The 14,639-nt window shown below is 71.7% G+C and carries 12 protein-coding genes; 3 read left to right on the top strand and 9 right to left on the bottom strand.

Features of this window, described 5'->3' with window-relative positions; genetic code table 11:
- The first annotated feature begins 270 nt into the window (after positions 1-270).
- The 3 genes from BJ981_RS09685 (at position 271) to BJ981_RS09675 (ending at position 3,372) form a co-directional block, all read left to right on the top strand.
- Positions 271-873 carry an RNA polymerase sigma factor gene (locus BJ981_RS09685; protein WP_184610086.1) on the top strand — a complete coding sequence of 201 codons (603 nt, stop codon included), beginning with the start codon at positions 271-273 and terminating at the stop codon, positions 871-873.
- Positions 870-1,955: a hypothetical protein gene (locus tag BJ981_RS09680; RefSeq protein WP_184610084.1), complete on the top strand. Its 1,086-nt coding sequence runs from the start codon at positions 870-872 to the stop codon at positions 1,953-1,955. Before BJ981_RS09685 ends, BJ981_RS09680 begins: the two co-directional genes overlap by 4 nt.
- Positions 1,956-2,247: 292 nt before the next feature.
- Positions 2,248-3,372: a Ppx/GppA phosphatase family protein gene (locus BJ981_RS09675; protein ID WP_204070653.1), complete on the top strand. Its 1,125-nt coding sequence runs from the start codon at positions 2,248-2,250 to the stop codon at positions 3,370-3,372.
- 16 nt (positions 3,373-3,388) lie between these two features.
- Here the strand turns inward: BJ981_RS09675 and BJ981_RS09670 are convergent, their stop codons facing one another.
- From BJ981_RS09670 to BJ981_RS09630, 9 genes are all read right to left on the bottom strand, one after another.
- On the bottom strand, positions 3,389-4,162 hold the full coding sequence (locus tag BJ981_RS09670; RefSeq protein WP_184610082.1) for a hypothetical protein: 774 nt from the start codon (positions 4,160-4,162) through the stop codon (positions 3,389-3,391).
- A 3-nt stretch (positions 4,163-4,165) separates the two neighbouring features.
- On the bottom strand, positions 4,166-6,166 hold the full coding sequence (locus tag BJ981_RS09665) for a hypothetical protein (RefSeq protein WP_184610080.1): 2,001 nt from the start codon (positions 6,164-6,166) through the stop codon (positions 4,166-4,168).
- Positions 6,167-6,354: 188 nt separating this feature from the next.
- Positions 6,355-7,140 carry a hypothetical protein gene (locus BJ981_RS09660; RefSeq protein WP_184610078.1) on the bottom strand — a complete coding sequence of 262 codons (786 nt, stop codon included), beginning with the start codon at positions 7,138-7,140 and terminating at the stop codon, positions 6,355-6,357.
- A gap of 73 nt (positions 7,141-7,213) precedes the next feature.
- Positions 7,214-7,930, bottom strand: a complete 717-nt coding sequence (locus BJ981_RS09655) for a Crp/Fnr family transcriptional regulator (protein WP_184610076.1) — start codon at positions 7,928-7,930, stop codon at positions 7,214-7,216.
- Positions 7,931-8,102: 172 nt separating this feature from the next.
- Complete coding sequence (locus BJ981_RS09650; RefSeq protein WP_184610074.1) at positions 8,103-9,746, bottom strand: DUF885 family protein; 1,644 nt, start codon at positions 9,744-9,746, stop codon at positions 8,103-8,105.
- Positions 9,746-10,765: a tryptophan--tRNA ligase gene (gene trpS, locus BJ981_RS09645; protein ID WP_184610072.1), complete on the bottom strand. Its 1,020-nt coding sequence runs from the start codon at positions 10,763-10,765 to the stop codon at positions 9,746-9,748. The genes BJ981_RS09650 and trpS overlap by 1 nt, the downstream gene beginning before the upstream one ends.
- Positions 10,766-10,768: 3 nt before the next feature.
- Positions 10,769-12,151 (bottom strand): DUF6002 family protein, encoded by a 1,383-nt coding sequence (locus BJ981_RS09640; RefSeq protein ID WP_184610070.1) that lies wholly within the window; start codon positions 12,149-12,151, stop codon positions 10,769-10,771.
- A gap of 51 nt (positions 12,152-12,202) precedes the next feature.
- A complete protein-coding gene (locus tag BJ981_RS09635; protein WP_184610068.1) occupies positions 12,203-13,300 on the bottom strand; it encodes a Rossmann-fold NAD(P)-binding domain-containing protein in 1,098 nt (365 codons plus the stop codon).
- The gene (locus BJ981_RS09630; RefSeq protein ID WP_184610066.1) at positions 13,297-14,343 is read right to left on the bottom strand and encodes a MupA/Atu3671 family FMN-dependent luciferase-like monooxygenase; all 1,047 of its coding nucleotides are present in this window, start codon (positions 14,341-14,343) and stop codon (positions 13,297-13,299) included. The genes BJ981_RS09635 and BJ981_RS09630 overlap by 4 nt, the downstream gene beginning before the upstream one ends.
- Positions 14,344-14,639 lie beyond the last annotated feature (296 nt).

Raw genomic sequence — 14,639 nt, 5'->3', positions numbered from 1 at the left:
CGCCGATCCGCCGACATCCCGAGGCCACCGTCCGGCACACGCCCGGCGCTACCGGATGGTATGCCCCACTTGTAATCGTCACGCACCGAAGCCGAGACCCACCGCACGCGCTACGTACGGGAAATTCTCGGATTTCCTTTCCCGATCATGCTCGCTGCCGCCTCTTCTAAGAGAGCGCGTACACGAGTGCAGGGAGAGAGGAGCCGGTGTGAGGGATCCCGCGACAGGTGGCGGCCGGGCCCGGAGATCGGATCGCCGGTGGTCGTCTCGATGACCTCCGACGACTCCTCCGTGCGGCCCTCCGTCGACTGGACGCCGAGGGACGCCGGCCGGCCGCCCGACGCCACGCTGGCCGCGATGCGGGCGGGCTTCCTCGCCCTCTTCGAGGACGAGTACCACAAGGTCGTGCGGTTCGTGATGGTCAACGGCGCCGACAGGGAACAGGCGCTGGACGCCACCCAGGCCGCCTTCGCCGAGGCGTGGCTCCTCGTCCAGCGCCGCCCCGAGCAGTGGGAGGCCGTGCGCGACCCGCGCGCGTGGATACGCACCATCGCGCTGCGCACCTACCGGCGGCCGCCCGACCGGCGGCGCGAACCGCCGACCGTCCTGCGGAGCGGCCCGGACGAGACCGTCTGGAGCGGCCAGGACCCCGGCGAGCTGACCGCGCAGACCCTGCACGTCCTGCAGGCCCTGCGCCGGTTACCGGAGGGCGTGCGGACCGCCATGGCCTTCCACATCGACGGGTTCCGGCCGGTGGACATCGCCGCCGAGCTCGGCGTCACCGACCAGCAGGCGCGCGACCTGCTGAAGAAGGGCCGCAAGATCCTCGCGCGCGAGGCGGACGTCATCATGGCAAAGGGGAGGGACCGATGAGCGCCGACCACGACCTACCCGCGGGCGACGAGGACGCCGCCTTGGACGCCCTGCTGGACGCGGCGGCGTCCGAGCTCGACCAGCGCCTGCGCGCGTCGGCCGGGTTCGATCAGGCACTGCTCCGGCTCATGGTCGTCGCGCAGGACCAGCCGCCCCGGGCCGCGGGCCGTCCCGGCGGCGACGCGGCCGCCTCGATCATCGCGATCCGGGCGAAGGTCCACAGCCTGCGGCAGGACCTGGCCCTGCTCCGCGGCCTCGACCGCGGCCGCGAGTACGACCGCCAGCTCGAAAGGCCCCGGGATCCGGTGCGCGACCTCGTGCACGACGACCTGCGCGACGGCATGCTCGGCCACGCCCGCGACCTGGTCGGCGCGCTCGACCTCGCGGGCGCCCCCGGCGCCGTCGTGGACCGCGCCGGCGACCTCGTGCGCGCGCTGACGATGGACCGCGATGTGAACCTCGTTCTCGTGCGGGCCCGCGCGCTGGCCCGCACCCTCACCATCCTGGACGCGCTCGGGCTCGGCGCGGGGCAGTACGCCGACGTCTTCGCCCGCTTCCAGGTGCGCGGGCGTGTCCACGAACTGGCCGGGATGCTCGACGGCGTGCGCGACCTCAACAGCCCGCTCAACTGGGCCGTCGACCTCGGCCGCGCCGCCGACAGGATCCGCAGGATCGACCACGACGTCGCCGCCGTGCTCGCCCAGGCCGGGGACGTCGTCGGCACGATCAGCCTGGTCCGCGACTGGAAGCGCGTGCTCGCCGGCGCCTACCGCCTGGAGGACGACCTCGCCAGGGCCTACCCCTGCGACCTGACGAGCGACCTCATCGGCGACCTGATCGACGACCTCATCCACGACCTCGGGACGGTCGACGTCGACGCCTCGGGCCTGGACCTGCGGCACCTGGACCTGCAGGAGGTGGACGCGCTGGCCGGGGTGCTGTGGACGCTCGACACCGTGTGGCCGGTCCGGATCGCCGGCCAGGTCAGGGCACGATCGAGGGAGATCATGCCCGGCACGTTCCGCGTCCGCGGCCCGGGGACCGAGCACGAGATCGAGGACCACTCCGCGCCCGCGCACTGACCGGGACCGCAGCCGTGAATGAACGGAATTATGTCCAATTCGTGACATGTGCGTGAATTTCCATGCATTCCGGGCATGAGATTCCAGGACAACACCATAGCGGTGCCGCGGCGAGGCGTTCGAAAGCCGTGAAAATCGGCTTCAATCGGTCGAATGTGATGAAAGGCTATAGTCCGGCCATTCTGGTGGGGTGAGGCACCCCTGAACGTCGTGCGGTCACACCCCAGAACAGGCTCGCGACGGGAAATCCGGTCCACTGCGCGGGTAGTGGGCCCCGTGAGAGGCGGTGGGGATGCGGCAGGCAGGGGTTCTGGACGTCGGGTGCCACAGCGCCCTTCTGACGGTGGTGCGGCGCCCCCGGACGAAGGGCGCCCTGGAGACGGTGACGTCCCGCAAGGTGCGGCTGGGCCTGCACACCATGCTGAAGCCGGACGGCCGCCTCGGCGAGCGCGGCATGCGCAGCGTCCAGCGAGCGGTGGCCCAGGCCATCGGCGCGGGCCCCGGCGACGGAGACGTGTTCGCCTTCGCCACCTCCGTCATCCGCGACGCCCCCAACCGCGAGGAGGTGATAGCCCGCGTAGCCCGCGCCACCGGCACCCTCCTCCGCGTCCTCCCAGGCCAGGAGGAGGCCCGCCTGGCCTACGTGGCCGCCCGCCAATGGACCCGCACCTCCCCCCGGCCACCCCGCTCCCTCTCGGCTCCACCACCCCACGCGGCCTCCCCCGCGACGTACGAGCCCTCATCCGGCGCGGCATGTCAATCCCCGGACGGGTTGTCCGTGCTCTCATCCGGCTCGGCGTACGAATCCCCGGACCGGTTGTCCGAGCCTTCATCCGGCGCGGCATACCGATCCCCGTCCGGCCTGGTATACGAACCCCCCTCCGGGCCGATCCTCGTGCTGGACATCGGCGGGGGCACCGTCGAGCTGGCGTACGGCACCGGCGAGGAGCCCGACGTCGTGCACTCGCTGCCGTTCGGCGCCAGGACCGTCACCCGGCGGTGGCTGCCCGGCGGCGTCGCCTCCTCCCCCCGGCAGCTGCGCGAGGTGCGGCGTCACCTCCGCAAGAGCCTCGGCGCCCTCCCCGACCTGCCCGCCCCGGCCCCCGGGCTGCGCGTGCTGGCCTGCTCCAAGACCTTCTCCCAACTGGCCCGCCTCGCCACCGCCCAGCCCGGCGAACACGGCACCCGCCGCCGCCTCACCCTCCCCGGCGTCCGCGCCTCCCTGGCCCTCCTGTCCGGCACGCCCGTCCCCGCCCGCGGCACCCTCCCCGGCATCAGCCCCCACCGCGCCGAACAATCCCTCGCCGGCGCCCTGATAGCCGAAGCCCTCATGCGCGCCTACGCCACCCCCACCGTCGAGATCTGCCCCTGGTCCACCCGCGAGGGCCTCCTCCTCGAACGCCTCGCCTCCCGCTGAACGCCGGGCTCTTAGATCAGGGCACCGGATCAAGGGGCGCGAACGGCGAGTCGGGATCGGCCGGGGGCAGCGGCACGCCGAGGCGCTGGAAGGCCGCCCGTAGCGCGGTGTCGCTGGCGAGCACGAGGTCGACCACCCCCGCCGCCTGCTGCGCGTTCACGATCTTCGCGACGAGGGTGAGGAGCTGGTCGGCGTCCTCCCGTCGTGTGTCGAGCATCCGCTCGACGATCTCGGCCGGGGACGCGTCGTTCTGGGTCAGTCGCACGGCGTAGCGGGCGTACGGGTTCCTCGTGGTCTCGTCCAGCAGCGCCGTCCAGATCCCGCTGGACTCCCTGAGCCGGTCCACGCGCCGTTCGGTGACCTTCGCCTGGGCGTCCAGCTCGTACACGGCGATCTCGTGGGCCCGCCTGACCTCCTTGACGCGCTCCGGTAGCGCGAGCTCGGCGGTCGCCCCCCACCGCGAGATGATGGCTGGATCGTCGTGCGAGACCCCCATCAGACGACGGTCGAGGGTTTGGTTGACCGCGGCCTCAGCATTGACCACGTCGAAGACGGAGTGCCCGCGGGTCGTGCCCCGGACCGTCCGGCGCACGAATTCGCCGACCCGGTCGACCTCCTCGCGGTCGGGTGCCCACGACCTGCGCCGTCCACCGGCAAGCAGCCGCAGGCGTACGGACACGGCGAAGTCGAACGCCTCGCCGGCGGCGGGCGAGAGGAACGACAGCACTTCGCCTCCCTTCGGCAGGGACGGCTCGGGGGCGAAGCTGTAGTGCTTGAAAAGGAACGACATCGCTCACCAGTCCTTCAGGATGCGGTTCAGATGGTCGAAGAGCTCGCCGGAAACGGTCGCCGTACGCCGCCACAGCAGCAGGTAGAGCTGGTAGGTACGGCGCAGCCGCACCTCTCCCTGACCGGCCGACAGGAGGACGCCCGCGACCACCGGCCGTAAGGACGGGCACTCCTCCCACGCCCCCACCCATGCGGTGAACAGCTCCCACAGGCGGCCCGACAAGCTCGACCCCCGCCCCGCCATCCGGTCGGACGACAACGTCAGCTCAAGGGACCGGCTCCATAGGGCGATCAGATCCTCGTCGTCGCCGTGGTCCAGCAGCACGGGACGGGCACCGGGGCGTGGCCCGCCGAGCCGCACCAGCGCCAGCGCGGCCGCGAGCCGCCCGCCCGCCGCCTCGCCGCGCGCCCACCGGGCCAGCGCGCCGACGACGGGTCGCGCGGTATCCGGCGCGTAGATGTCGGCGACCGACCGCGCGACGGCGTCGCAGAGCCAGTACCTCCGGGTGACCCTGGTGATCCGCTCGAACGTGTCGAGCGCGTCGCCGAGGTCTCGAACACGGGTCGGCGAGCCATACGCGATCGCGGCCGTCGCCAGGCGCTCGTACGGGCCGTACTCCGCCCACTCGCGCAGCAGGCGGTCCACGCGGCCGCTCAGCCCGGGCGCTCCGGCCGCCGCTTCCAGGGCCCAGGCGGCGAGCTGCTTGCGTGCCGGCTTGCGATCACGGCTCCACCCGTCGAGGAACTCCCGCTGGACCAGGTCGAAGTCGCAGGTCGCGAGAAGGCCCACCGCGTGCGCCACCTTGATCCGCACGTGCTCGTCCGGACCGTCCCCAAGCCGGCGCAGCCAGACGTAGAGGTGCGGGCGCACCCCCGGCAGTTCCTCCCACAGCATCGGCAGGAGCAGCGAAACGAGATCCTCGCGCAACCGCACGCGCCGTCCCTCACCTGGGCGGTCGCCCTCGACCGCGCTGATGTCCGAATAGCCGAGCCAGCTCCTCAGGCGTTCCCATACGGGGCCGTCATCGGGCTCCTCCTCCACGCCTGTGCCGTCGGCGATCAGCCTGGCGAGCTCCAGCGCCGCCGATGACACCGCGGGTTCCGGCAGGCCGTGCAGCACCGCGCTGCTGATGAGGAAGCAGTGGCCGGACCTGGTCAGATCCTTGTTCAGATGCTCACGGAACCGTGTCCGTGTGAACACCGGCTGGGCATCGAGCACGTCTTGGACGGGCAGGCCACGCCGCACGCCGTCCGCCAGGCCTTCGGCCAACAACGCCGCCTCGCGCGGGCGGCGGCCGGACAGCAGCTGGCCGATGTCGAGAGCGTCCAGTCCGTGCCTCTCCCACGCGTCCGGGTCGCGGAGCAAGTAGGCGACCGTGGCCCGGCACACCTCGACGGCGGCCGGTGGATCGTGGTCCACCACCCGGTGGGGAAGGTCGAAGTCCGCGCTGACGAGGACGATGCGGCAGTCCTTGCGCAGTGCCATCGATGCCAGGAACTCCGCGAACTCCTCCGGTCGTGACGTCCACTCGGGTACGTCGGCGTTCACGACGTACCCGGCGCGCTTCTTTAGGTCCTCCGTGGTCAGGCGGAACGGGTCGCGGAGCATGATCCAGTGACAGGACTCGGTCACATCCTGGAGCGCGGCCATGGCCGTCGTGACCCGCCCCATCCCGGGCAGCCCGCGCAGCACCACGAGTGGCTCGGTGGCCAGCATCGCCGTCAGCCGGGTCTGGGAGCGAGTGGTGACCAGGCACCCTTTGAGCCGTCCGAGTTGCTCTGCGGTCATCGGCGCGCTCTGCACGTGCGGGCCGCCATCAGAGGCGAAATGGTTCAAGAAGAAGTCGCGTCCGGCGCCGTAAGCGTGGCCGTTGCCCCGCGCGTGGTTGACCGGCCCGCCGAACGCGTCGCGCCCGGCCGTTGTCTCGAGCCCTGCCAGCCGTCGCAGGATGTTCAGCCGGAGCCACAGGTTGCGCTCCTCCTCGTGGACACGTCGCGCGAGCATGGGGTCGTCGCCGGGTTCCTGCGAACTGCCCTGTTCGTCATCGCCATCGGGATCGTCCCGGTCGTCAGGACCGTCGTCCGGCCGCTGCCCGTCATCCCGCCCGGGTCCGTCGGAAGGGGGCTCGTCGGCCGAGAACGGTCGCTCCCCTTCGGGAGGCACAGACGGGTCGGGGGCGGGGGAGGGATCACTCATCGGCGGCGCCTCCCGTCGCGCGGATCGTCGCCGAAGAACGCGTCTCTGCCGGCCGTGAAGGCGACGCCGTTGCCGCCGGCCGTGGCGGTGCCGCCGCCGTAATAATCACGGCCCGCGGTCACCCCGCCTCGCTCGGCCTCCCGGACTACCTCGTCGTCGCCGTGGACCCCCGGCTCGACGTCGTATTCGTCCAGCTCGGACAGCCGATGAACGTTGTGCCCGGGGAGGTGGACGTAAGCCTGATATTCCTGTGACTTCGCCGTCACGTGCACGTGGCGGAACTCCTCGCGGGACGGACCGCCGTACCCCTGACCGACGAAGTCCTCATAGACCCGGTCCGAGATGATCACCCCGAGGCCGGCCTCTGGGCGCGCGCCCATGGCGGCGCGCAGCGGGGCGGCTCCCACCAGCCTTCCCGACTGGACGGCGTGGCCCCCCGGCGACCCCGCGGCGCCGTGCACATGGATCGGCCCGCCGTGCACGGACAGCCGCAGGCGCATGCGGTCCCGTCCCCGGTTCGCGGCCTCGACGTTCCGGGCGAGCGCCGTCATGAAGGGCCCGAGAACGGTCGCGGCGTCGGTGCCTGGAGGCAGGACGGTGAAGTAGCCGTCCCCCTGTGGCTGCTGTTTCCACTCCAGCCACGCCAGACCCGCCGCTCCGGCGGCCAGGTCCAGGACACGCGTCAGCCTCTGTTGCAGCTCCACCTGGTCGCCGTCGCTGCGCCCCCCGTAATCCTCGATGTCCGATGTGATCATCAAGCGGAACTCGCGTTCGTCGCGCATGGGGCTCCTCCCGTTCGCCCGGCACATGCCGTCCTCGATTGTGCGAACGGCCGGAATAGGGGAACCCGCATTATTAGGGCTTGGCCCGATGATTCTCTGCCGAGGACGGGGGGAGTTCGGCGAAGGCCGTCAGGCCCGGCACATCGGTGACGACCACGCGCCGACGGCCGGTGCGGACCAGTCCCCGGACGGAGAGATCCCGGAGGATCTTCTGCACGGTGCTCTCCTTGGCGCCGATGAGGCTGCCCAGTTCCGGCTGGGTCAGCGGGACACCGAGGTCCATGCCGTGCCTCGTGGGACGGCCGTGCCGTGCGAGCAGCGCCAGTAGCAGCCGGGCGAGGCAGACGTCGCTGTCGTACCCGGCGAACTCCAGTCGCCGCTGGTTGGCCCAGCGCAGCCGCTCCCCGGTGAAGGTGTTCCAGGCCAGCGCGGCCGGCGGATGCCTGCATATGAAGGCGAGGAAGACGTCCCCCTTGATCACGCAGGTGGTGGTCGGGCCGCATGTGGTCACGGTCGCCGAGCGCGGCGACCCGCCGAGAGCCATATCGCCGACCAGATCGCCCCGCACGCGCACCGCGAGCAGCGACTCCTTGCCGTTCTCGGTGCGCGCGGTCACCTTGACCAGGCCGTGCGCGATGACGTACAGCAGGGTGCCGGGGTCTCCCTGGCGGACCAGTACGCGGCCGGCGGGATGGGCGTGTACCGGGCCGAGACCCAGCAACTCCTGCCGGGACGCCTCGGGAAGTCGCGCCAGAAACGTCTCCGATGGCCACCCCGGACGCCGCCGCATGGAAGCCTCCCCTGAAGCTAGGAGACGACACACCGCCAGCGTGAGAATGCCACCTCGGTCATCCTGCGAGAAACGGTCCTGGGTTAACGCCGACCCGCTTCGGGGGGTACGGGCATGCCCTTTCAGCGCAGGCGCCGACGCCGATTCTGGTGCGGAGACGGGGCGGGCCGGGTCAGGAGAGGGCGGCGGCCAGCTGGGCGGAGCGGTGGAGGTGGTCGGGGAGGTTCAGGGATTGCCAGCGGTGGAGGGAGAGGGGGACGTTGCCCTCCTGCCAGAGGTCGTCGTGGAAGGTTCGGAGGGTGAAGCCGGGGCGTTGGGTGGCGGTGGCGAGGAGGTCGAGGATCTGGAGTTTGCCTATCTGGTAGCTCAGGCCCTGGCCGGGGTTGCCCAGGAAGAAGACGGCCTCGTCCCATGCGGTCTCCTCGTCCATCGGGACCAGGTCGCGCAGGCGGTCGGCCGCGGCCTCGACGGTGAGCTCGCCGAGGGCGAGGGCGATGTCGACCTCGACGCGCAGGGCGCGCAGGCGCATCGCGTTGGCGGCGAACGCCGCGCCCTCGGGGCTGTCGTCGAACAGGCCGGACAGGAGCATGAGCTCCTCGTTGTAGAACGCGATGCCCTCGTTCGGGGTGGAGTCGTAGAAGCGGCGGCGGGCGGGGTCGGGGTGGCGCCAGGAGAGGGCGACCTGCTGGGCGTGGACGCCCTCGTGGGCGATCATCGTGCGCGGGTCGATCGCCGCGGCGCGTTCGAAGTACGGCGGCTCGGCCTCGGTGGCGACGACGTACCTGACGGCGTCCTCGCCGGCGCGGGCGGGCGAGGTCAGGTCGTCGGGGACGCCGAGCCAGATCAGCGGCTCCAGGTAGGGCGGGCAGGGCGCGAAGCGGTAGTGGCGCAGCGTGGGCGGCTGAGTCAGGATGTCGCGGCCGGTGTAGAAACGGCGGACCTCCTGCTCCGCGGCGTGCTGCCGGGCGATCTGCTCGGCCGTGCCGGGCACCGGCCGCGGCGTGTGGCCGCGGTGCCGCGCGCCCAGCATCGCCTCCGTCGCGAGCGCTCGCGTCCACTCCTGGCGGCCGAGCTCGCGTATTTGCTCCACCGAGTACGGCAGCAGGGCCACGCGGTGCAGCAGGAACCGCAGGGCGTGGGACCCGGCCGCGCCGTCCGGGGCGAAGGTGGGTAGCGACTCGCGCAGCCAGTCGCGGTAGCCGCGCACGGCGGTGACGGCCCTGGCCGTCGCCGCAGGCAGCTCGGCCGCCCGCGCCTCGGGAAGGAAGGGGGCGAGCGCGGTCATCGCGGTGTCGAGCCGGGTGTCGGCGTCGGCGAGGATGCGCAGCGCCGAGGTCGCGAACGGCTTCGCGGCCTCGCCCGCGAGGTTCTCGCGCGCTTGGGCGAGCACCACGGGGACGTGGTCCAGCAGGCGGATGATCGCGGTGGCGCGCTCGGGGGTGATGGGCGTGGAGACCAGCAGCAGGTTGTAGACCGGGACCAGGCTCTGGTCGATGTAGAAGCAGGGGTTGCGGCGCCAGCCGCGCAGCAGGTCCAGCTCCCAGTGGGCGCGGTCCAGGGCGCAGCCGAGCAGCCGGGCGTTCACCTGGACGGCGACCGGCTCGCCCGTGGTGTCCAGGCTCGCGTGCCGCGCGGCGAACTCGCCCAGCCGCCGGCGGCGGTCGGCGACGGAGTCCGCCGACCAGTCGGGAAGCCAGCCCGCCGGGCGCTCCAGGCGCGGAAGGTCGTCGGAGGAGTCGGGGCCGGTCGCCTCCCGCCACGTCCAGAACTCCGCCGCGAGCGCGTCGAGCCGCTCCCGCATGCCGAGGTCCGGCATCAGAGGAGGCCCGTCAGGCGCATGGCGGTGGAGAGGGTGCGGTCGGCGACGGCGGTGGCCTTCTCGGCGCCCTCGATGAGGGTCTTCTCCAGGTAGGTCTCGTCGGCGCGGATCTCGGTGTAGCGGGACTGGATGGCGCCGACCCGTTCGATCGCGACCTCGGCGACGGCCTTCTTGAGGGTGCCGTACCCCTGGCCCTCGAACTGGCGCAGCGAGCTCGCGCGGTCGGTGCCGGACAGGACCTCGAACAACGTGAGCAGGTTGTCCACGCCGGGGCCGATCGCGTCGCCGCGTACCTCCGAGCCCGAGTCGGTGACCGCGCGCATCACGGCCTTGCGGATCTTGGACGGCGGGTCGAGGAGGCCGATCGCGTGGCCGTCGCGGGTCTCGGCCAGGCTCTTGCTCATCTTCACGGTGGGGTCGTCCAGGCCCATGATGCGGGCGCCGCTGGCGCGGATCAGCGGCTCCGGCACGCGGAACGCCTCGCCGAACAGGTGGTTGAAGCGCTGCGCGATGTCGCGGGTGATCTCGATGTGCTGGCGCTGGTCGTCGCCGACCGGGACGTACGCCGCCTGGTACAGCAGGATGTCGGCGGCCATCAGCGCCGGGTAGGTGAAGAGGCCGGCGCTCGGCGTGGCCGTCTGGGACTTGGACTTGTACTGCGTCATGCGCTCCAGCCAGCCGACCGGCGTCACGCAGTCGAAGATCCAGGCGAGGGAGGCGTGCGCGGGCACGCGGGACTGCTGGAACAGCACGGACTTGGCCGGGTCCAGACCGCAGGCCAGGTACAGCGCGACGATCTCTTTGATGCGCTCGCGCAGCGCGTCCGCCTTGATGTTCTCGGGGATGGTGAGCGCGTGCAGGTCGGCGATGAAGAAGAAGTTCTCGTAGCGGTCCTGCTCGGCGGCCCAGACGCTCAGCGCTCCGATGTAGTTGCCGATCGTCAGCTTGCCGGTCGCGGTGATGCCGGAGAGGACGCGCGGCTTGCTGACGTTGGCTGAGGTCGCTGAATCGGTCATAGGTCACCTGTCGCCGTAGAGTGCGGTCGCTATGTCGCCTGGTTCTTCCACTTCCGTGAAGTATCTCAGGGGGCGGTAGTCCGCGCGGGCGTAGGCGCCCGAGCCGTGGACGACGATGTCGTGGCCCGCGCCCTCGACCAGGCCCCGGTCGACGGCGTTCATCACACCGGTCAGCGCCATGACGAGCGACCATTCCTGCAGTTCGCGGAGGTCGGCGGGCAGCGCGCATCCGGTGCCGTCGAGCAGCCGGCGCAGGAGCGGGTAGCGCTCGACGCACTCGGCGAGGGACACCACGATGCCGTCGCCGCCGTACCGGCGGATCAGCTCGTTCATGGCAGGGGAGGTGGCGGGGCGGTGCGTGTAGAAGGTCGGGTCCAGCACCTCGCCCGGATCGGCGGTGACCCTCGGGAAGCGCGGGTCCGCGGACTGGTGGTACAGCCCGTCGGCCGCCGTCGTGTAGGCGGGGACGTTCTCGCGGCCGAAGTCGCCGTGCACGAGGTTCAGCACCATGTCGGGCGTGCCCAGGTGCTGGACGAGCAGGCTCGCGGGACGGTCCTCCGGGCGCGCCAGTCCGGCGCGCTCCAGCGCCGCGCGGCCCTGGTGGTACCCGAGCAGGCCGAACGCGCTGGACACCGCGTGGGCGTGCACGCGGCGGGCCGTGGCGTCGGGCAGGGCCTCCCGTTCGAAGAACGCCCGCGCGGCGTCGGCGACCATGTAGTTGCGCAGCTCCAGCGAGTACCAGAGCCGGGTGTCGAGCCGCTTGCCCGCCTCGGCGCCGTACCGTTCGACGAACTCGGCCCCGAGCGCCTTGACGTGCTCCGGCTCGGGCCCGGTGTAGAGGAACACGGGGTTCAGGGCGCGCAGCTCCGGGTCCTCCGACAGGCGGCTCGCCCGCAGCTTCGCCTGACACGAGCGCGGCGCGACGATCACGACGCGCAACTGTTCCGGCTCGACCAGCCCGGCCTCGATCGCGCGCAGCACCGCGTCGCGCAGGGCGGTGCCCTTGTTGGCCGAGGTGGGGGAGAAGATCGTCACGTTCTCGCCGTAGCGGCGGATGTAGGCGACGGCGCGGGCCACTATCAGCAGGGACGCGAAGGTCTTCGTCGTGCCCGTGCCGGGGTTGCCGGTGAGGTCCATGAGGTGCAGGCGGTGCCCGCCGTAGCCGGCGAGCCGGTGCCACCGCACGGTGGCGGCGGATAAGAAGCGGCGCAGGGGCTCGTCCGGCTCGGGGAGCAGGAAGCCTGGCGAGAACGCCGCGTCGCCGTCGCGGACCGGGTCCACGTGCCCGGCGATCGCCGGGATCGCCTCGCCGAGCCGGTCGAAGAAGTCGAGCAGGAGATTGGCCGACCGTACGGGTGTGGCCGCGTCGAGGCCGGTTTCCGGCATGCTGGCTCCTCTGGGTCTCGCGAGGTCTTCGCGGGGGAACGTGGTGGCGAGCTAGGTGTCGCCGCGCAGGCGATCGCGGAATCGGCTCAGGCATCGGGTGGCCTCGTCCAGGTCGCCCACCGGGAACCCGTCGGCCAGCTCGGCGGGCAGGTCACCGGGCCGTACCCGGGTGAAGACGACGCGGCCGTGCTCGACGGCGACGCCGTCGTGCCGCGCCGCCCGCTCGTTGAAGGCGACGGCCTCGGACTCGCTCACCCCGTCCGGCAGGCTCAGTTCCGCGCGCACCGGCTCGTCCGGGTGCGGGCGGAAGATCCGTACGGGGTAGCCGCCGGGGAGCCCGAGCGGGCCGGGGAGGTTGGCGTGCGCGTCCCGGCCCTCGAGCACGTCGCCGACCAGGCGGGCGGCGGCCTGCCCGGTGAGGAGGTTGAGCTCGGGTCTGGACACCGATCTCATGGCGTCGAGCAGTGCCCCCACGCCGGTGACCGGCCTGCCGTCGGCCCAGGCCAGGGCCTCCTCGGCGTTCGGGGGCGGGCTGTGCAGGTGCAGGTGGTGGGCCAGCACCTTCAGTCGGGCACGCTCGGGGACGCCGAGCGCGGCCTGCAGGGCGGAGGCGACCAGCGCGACGTTGCCGATCCCGCACAGCGGGGGCACGCCGAGGCCGGCCAGCACCGGGTTGACCGCGTCGGGAAGGCAGCCGTTGACGAGCCAGGCCGAGGGACGGAACCGGGCGAGCGCCTCGGCCGCCTGGCGGGCGAAGCGCGCCTGGAAGGGAAGGGTGAGGCCGAATCCGGCGCGCTGGACCAGGCGGGTCCAGTCCGAGGGGGCGTTCAGACGTTCCCACGGCGACTGGGGCGAGGCGAGCACCAGCACGCCGGTGGGCCGGGCCGCGGCGAGCACCTCGGCAAGGGCGCCGTCGGCGGCGAGGTCCACGGTGACCGGCTCGAACGTCACAGGCGTGCCGAGCGTCTTCACCGAGCCGATGTAGCTCACCTCGGCGGTCCTGCGCGGATCCCTGCCGATCACCAGTACCCGGAGGGGCCTCCCGCCCTCCGCGAGCGCGTAGCAGACGGCGCGGGCGAGGCCGCCGGTCCCGATGACCGCCAGCGTCGCCCGGCCGTCGTTCTCGTCGATCGCCATTCGGGTGGTCATGGGGACTGACAGTACTGGCGGAGCTGGTCCAGATACTTGAGGCCGTTGAGCACGTCGGCGGTGGGCAGCCCGAAGTCGATCAGGCACGCGATCTCGTCGACCTGGATGCCGCGCAGGCGCTCGACGATCCGCCGTCCCTTGTCCAGGCCGCCGAGGAGGCCGCTCTCGTCGAAGTACCGGTCGAAGGAGCGCTGGACGAGGAAGTCGACGTCGGCGGGCCGCAGGGACGCCGGGTCGATCTTGCGGGCGTCGACGCTGCGCGAGCCCACGAGCAGGTTGATCGAGCTGCGCAGGTACTCGTAGAGGGGCTCGCGGACGATCTCGCGGATCTCGTCGTCGTCCTCGCCGAGGTAGGTGTGGACCATCAGCGCGACGTGCCCGCGCCCCCCGTTCGTCGCCGCGCGGTACTCGGCGCGGTACTCCTCGATCTTCTTGCCGAGGTCGTCGATGTCCTGCCCCAGCAGATGGGTGAGCAGCCCGGCGCCGATGCGGCCGGCGCCGCGGAACGTTCCGATGTCGCCGCCGCTGGTGATCCAGACCGGCAGCTCGGCCTGCACCGGCGGCGGAAAGATCCGGACGCGGGTGGGGGCGCCGGCGCCGTCGACGACGTCGAGGCTCTCGCCACGCCAGAGGCGGCGTATCTCCTCGGTGTGCTCGAAGAGCAGTTCGCGGCGCCGGGCGTAGTTCTCGGGGGTGAAGGAGAAGTCGATCGCGCTCCAGCCGGAGGCGAACGAGACGCCGACCCTGCCGCGGGACAGGTTGTCGACCACGGCCCATTCCTCGGCGACGCGCGCCGGGTGGTGGGTCGGGGCGACGACGCTGCCGGCGCGGATGCCGACCCGCTCGGTGACGGCCGCGACGGCGGCGCCGGTCACCGCGGGGTTCGGGTACAGCCCCCCGAAGGGGTGGAAGTGGCGCTCGGGCGTCCACACCGCGCGGAAGTCGTGGGTGTCGGCGAATCGCGCGCCCTCCATCAGGAGCTCGTAGCGGTTCCGCTCGTTCCCGGTGCTGTCGGCGGAGAAATAGAACAGACTGAAGTCCAATTTAACCCGTCCCTTGCGACCGCTCCGCCGGGCATAGCGGTGGATGTCGGATGTAATCGGGATCGGGAAAGACACTCTCCCATCATTGATCGGACTGTCAAGCGTTCATCCCCGGGAAGCGGTATGGCAACGCTGTGTCCGTGGATTATCACGCGCCGTCGACTAAGGGATGCCGAGCATTGTACGCGATGCAAGAATGGTTAATTCCACAAAACCTACTTGTTGAATAGGGTTGGCGTCGCGGTCGCCAGGATTTGGAACGGTCCCGTGGAGAGTTGAATCCTTGACGGCCCGGC

This window comes from Sphaerisporangium krabiense (assembly GCF_014200435.1).
Lineage (GTDB): Bacteria > Actinomycetota > Actinomycetes > Streptosporangiales > Streptosporangiaceae > Sphaerisporangium > Sphaerisporangium krabiense.
Note: the sequence above shows the minus strand (reverse complement) of the source record. Positions and strands in the feature narration are given on the sequence as shown.

Coding starts and splice junctions, on each gene's coding strand:
- BJ981_RS09685 (WP_184610086.1), top strand. CDS start 271: ATGACCTCCGACGACTCCTCCGTGCGGCCCTCCGTCGACTGGACGCCG.
- BJ981_RS09680 (WP_184610084.1), top strand. CDS start 870: ATGAGCGCCGACCACGACCTACCCGCGGGCGACGAGGACGCCGCCTTG.
- BJ981_RS09675 (WP_204070653.1), top strand. CDS start 2,248: ATGCGGCAGGCAGGGGTTCTGGACGTCGGGTGCCACAGCGCCCTTCTG.
- BJ981_RS09670 (WP_184610082.1), bottom strand. CDS start 4,162: ATGTCGTTCCTTTTCAAGCACTACAGCTTCGCCCCCGAGCCGTCCCTG.
- BJ981_RS09665 (WP_184610080.1), bottom strand. CDS start 6,166: ATGCTCGCGCGACGTGTCCACGAGGAGGAGCGCAACCTGTGGCTCCGG.
- BJ981_RS09660 (WP_184610078.1), bottom strand. CDS start 7,140: ATGCGCGACGAACGCGAGTTCCGCTTGATGATCACATCGGACATCGAG.
- BJ981_RS09655 (WP_184610076.1), bottom strand. CDS start 7,930: ATGCGGCGGCGTCCGGGGTGGCCATCGGAGACGTTTCTGGCGCGACTT.
- BJ981_RS09650 (WP_184610074.1), bottom strand. CDS start 9,746: ATGCCGGACCTCGGCATGCGGGAGCGGCTCGACGCGCTCGCGGCGGAG.
- trpS (WP_184610072.1), bottom strand. CDS start 10,765: ATGACCGATTCAGCGACCTCAGCCAACGTCAGCAAGCCGCGCGTCCTC.
- BJ981_RS09640 (WP_184610070.1), bottom strand. CDS start 12,151: ATGCCGGAAACCGGCCTCGACGCGGCCACACCCGTACGGTCGGCCAAT.
- BJ981_RS09635 (WP_184610068.1), bottom strand. CDS start 13,300: ATGACCACCCGAATGGCGATCGACGAGAACGACGGCCGGGCGACGCTG.